The 3,360-nt window shown below is 38.7% G+C and carries 4 protein-coding genes and 1 pseudogene; 4 read left to right on the top strand and 1 reads right to left on the bottom strand.

Features of this window, described 5'->3' with window-relative positions:
* Positions 1–172, top strand: a pseudogene (locus BFP75_RS11125) (IS66 family transposase); the annotation flags it as partial.
* A 24-nt stretch (positions 173–196) separates the two neighbouring features.
* Complete coding sequence (locus BFP75_RS11120; protein WP_099545466.1) at positions 197–1,195, top strand: matrixin family metalloprotease; 999 nt, start codon at positions 197–199, stop codon at positions 1,193–1,195.
* 65 nt (positions 1,196–1,260) lie between these two features.
* Here BFP75_RS11120 and BFP75_RS11115 read toward each other — a convergent pair whose 3' ends face one another.
* A complete protein-coding gene (locus BFP75_RS11115; protein WP_099545465.1) occupies positions 1,261–2,166 on the bottom strand; it encodes a hypothetical protein in 906 nt (301 codons plus the stop codon).
* Positions 2,167–2,308: 142 nt separating this feature from the next.
* On the opposite strand from BFP75_RS11115, the gene BFP75_RS11110 reads away from it, so the two are divergent.
* Both BFP75_RS11110 and BFP75_RS11105 read left to right on the top strand, forming a co-directional pair.
* Positions 2,309–2,536 carry a hypothetical protein gene (locus tag BFP75_RS11110; RefSeq protein ID WP_123803416.1) on the top strand — a complete coding sequence of 76 codons (228 nt, stop codon included), beginning with the start codon at positions 2,309–2,311 and terminating at the stop codon, positions 2,534–2,536.
* A 135-nt stretch (positions 2,537–2,671) separates the two neighbouring features.
* Positions 2,672–3,169, top strand: a complete 498-nt coding sequence (locus BFP75_RS11105) for a nuclear transport factor 2 family protein (RefSeq protein WP_099545463.1) — start codon at positions 2,672–2,674, stop codon at positions 3,167–3,169.
* Positions 3,170–3,360: the final 191 nt, after the last annotated feature.

The raw sequence follows: 3,360 nt of genomic DNA, 5'->3' as shown, positions 1-3,360 counted from the left end.
AGCGATTCGAAATGTCAAGGTAAAACAAAAAATATCGGGCCAGTTCAAAAACCCCAGAAATGCTCAGAATTTTGCCAAAATCCGATCCGTAATCGATACCACCATCAAAAACGGAATGAACGTGATTCAAGCATTGAACCTAATCGCTAAATTTGAATTTCAAGTAGACTGATTAGTTACAAACATTTTTCATATTATGAAGATCCAGATCATTCTTTTTTTTGCTATCGCCGCAAGATTTTCTGCCAGTTCACAATCTGTAGAATTCTATTCAGACCATTACAATTATGACAAGCAAACCTTATTAATGGAAGGAAATTTTGGTGAATGGACGAATTCTGAGTTCGTAGACTTTATAAATCAATCTGGTGGTACTGTAAACATCAGAGCACACATTCACCATCACCTGACTTTTATTTATTTTGTCAATTCAGAAAATAATGCGGATCATAATATTTCTATTAACATTCCTTCTGGAGGGAAATATACTTTAAGGGTCATCTCCAAACTTTCAGGTGGAAGCCCAACGGTTTACAACGACCAATTGGGATTTGACCTCACTTACCAGGATGGCCGGACGGCCTATTTTGAACTAAACGCAAGTGCCTATTTTCATTCCAACGAAGAACTGGTAGCTTCCAGGCCTTCGGGCTATGAATACTGGGGGCTTAATGGCTATACAAGGAGTCTTGACCGTTCCTATCTACCACTAAAAGTGTACTCAAACCATCTCCAATTTGGAGTGAATGAAAGCTGGTCTCCCATCATCAATAAAGGGATAGATACCTGGAATAATGCTGCCAGCAGTATTGGGATAACCAGCGGGTTCTTCGAATTGGCATCAAGCCATCAGGAAGCAGACATGACCATTGACTGGAGTGGACATGGACTCTCTGGTACCACGCTGGGCATGGCAACTCTGACCCAATCCAATCCCTCGAAGGTCGTGGGCATCACTATGCGGCCTCCGGGTTCGGATAATGCACTCCGTACAGCCGAAGTACTTATTCAGGAGATGGGACATATTCTGGGACTGTCCCACTCGGACGATCCTGCCGACCTTATGAACGGAAAAGCCCATCCGTTGCATCATGCAGACCTGTCTAAAATACAACTAACGACCCGTGACCGACAGATGCTCTACTGGCTTTATTCACAAAGTAATTCCATACCAATCATACCCTACCATCGGTGAGGCATGAGTTTTTAGATCAGATTTCTGACCGAACGGATGCCCCATTCCAGGAAAATAAAAGGTCACTATTCTGCTGATACCAGGTGGGTATTGATCTTTTTATGAAGCTTTTTTAAATGGTCAAATTCATGATGTAGTTCATCATGCTTGGAATGGCCCTGAAGTGCCAGATGCTCCATATCATGCACCATCTCTTTCATTTCTGAGACGGAAGACGTTAGCTGACTATCAGTAGATAAAGATTTCATTTCCTCGCACAAATCTGAAATCTTACTGCAGTAGTCGGCAATGTCCTTAAACTTGCTGTACTTAAAAGCATATTCAATCCCGTTCATTTGAATACCAATGGATTCTGATTTCATCTTAAGCGAACCCATCGAAGAATGACCTGACTTCTTATACGTGTTACTGGTAACTTCCCCGCCACTACTTGGTTCTATGGTGGGGTTACCATTTTGAGATGCCGGCACCTGCTCTCTGTCTCTGTAAACCACGACCGTATCTACAACTGGGGTCAGAAGCACCTCATTGACCAAACCACTTAGATCGTTTACATAATTTTTCAGATCAAGAAAATCAGAATTCAGTGCTTTGATGTCGTTATCAAATTCCTTATGAGTATCCAGGAACCGGGATTTATGAACAGTCTTTTCGTAATTAACCAAATCTGAGGCTAGTGCATTGGTCAGTGAGTTCAGTTCGTTTCTAATCTCATCCCTAAATATGCTCCCTGTACTTTTTATCTCTGCAAGAAGGGCTTCAAAATCATGACCACTTTTCTCTAGGTTTTTATGATTGTCTTTTTCAACATCCTGCTCGATTTTATTGAGAATATATTCCATGGTGGCCACATCTTTTTTAACTTTTGAGACTGCTGTCAGCACTTCTTCCTGTCCATAGGCATATGGGCTGACCAAAAAGACAGCAATGTAGCCAATGATGACAGTAGCAATAAGGTTGGAATTTTTCATGATATTATTGGTTTAGATGAGTATTGGACATTAAATATAATAAATTATCAGATAAAGGTTTAAGTTACTAAGATGAATTGTAGGTCAAAGTGTGCCGCAAGGTGCTTTGGGCGTAGCAATGCCCGGTAGAAATCTTATAGGTATGCTTCCGTTAAACAGGTACAATGGCTTGGGTGCTGCTGGTGAAACTTTAATCCAAGAATTAGGTCATTTATTAGGCCCTATTCATTCTGACGTCAGATATGATGTTATGAATGGAACAGCACACGGACATTGGCACGATTTGACGGAAATTGAACTTACTGAGAGAGACAGGCAGATGTTAGGTTGGATTTATTCACAAACGGATTATTATCCTTTTAAGAAATAACTACCCACAACAAATGATAAAATTAATGCGCTTACTTTCTTCGTAGAAACCGAAATGCTAAATAGAGACTTCATAGCTCCTATCAAACGTTGAGCGCACTCTTTTTATCTGGGCGTTAGCTGTAATTAAACGACAATGAAACCAAAGAGTACAATAAGACCAGTTTTATATATTATTTTATTTCTGACATCATTACACAGTATTCAATTGACAGCTCAAAACCCTGCCAACACGAAAGAGATTGCATTAAAAAATAAGTTATGGAATGAGTCCTTTAAGGAAAGAGATACAACAAGATTATTTTCTCTTTTTGAACCAAAATCAATAATAATTTCTGAAAGTGGTCAATGGTCAGGAAAAGCAAAAATCAAAAATATTTTACTAAAACTATTTGAAAACCGACCTGATATTGAAATGACATTTGATTCGAATAAAATTGAGGTTATGGATGAATGGAATGTAGCTTATGAAACTGGAAATTGGATTGAAAGTTGGACTGAAAAGGATGATTCAGAAAAATCAATAATAACGGGTAAGTATTGGAAAATGTATAAAAAAATTGAAGAACATTGGTTTTTGAATTCACTTGTTCTAACACCATTAACTTGCTCTGGCAGTTATTGCAATAAATAACTACAGCTAACAATGTATCCTATGAAAAGCCCTAGTCCAGTTCTCTAAAGTTAGTATTTAATTTTCAATTACTTCATAATGATGGTTTTGGGGTGTTGAATCGTTGATAATTCCGATAGGATTATCAACCATTCAATACCATATAACTTGCTCGGCATCCTATATGTGATACACCGTTATCGGCGTTCACC

Source organism: Maribacter sp. 4G9, from assembly GCF_002742265.1.
Taxonomy (GTDB): Bacteria; Bacteroidota; Bacteroidia; order Flavobacteriales; family Flavobacteriaceae; genus Maribacter.
Note: the sequence above shows the minus strand (reverse complement) of the source record. Positions and strands in the feature narration are given on the sequence as shown.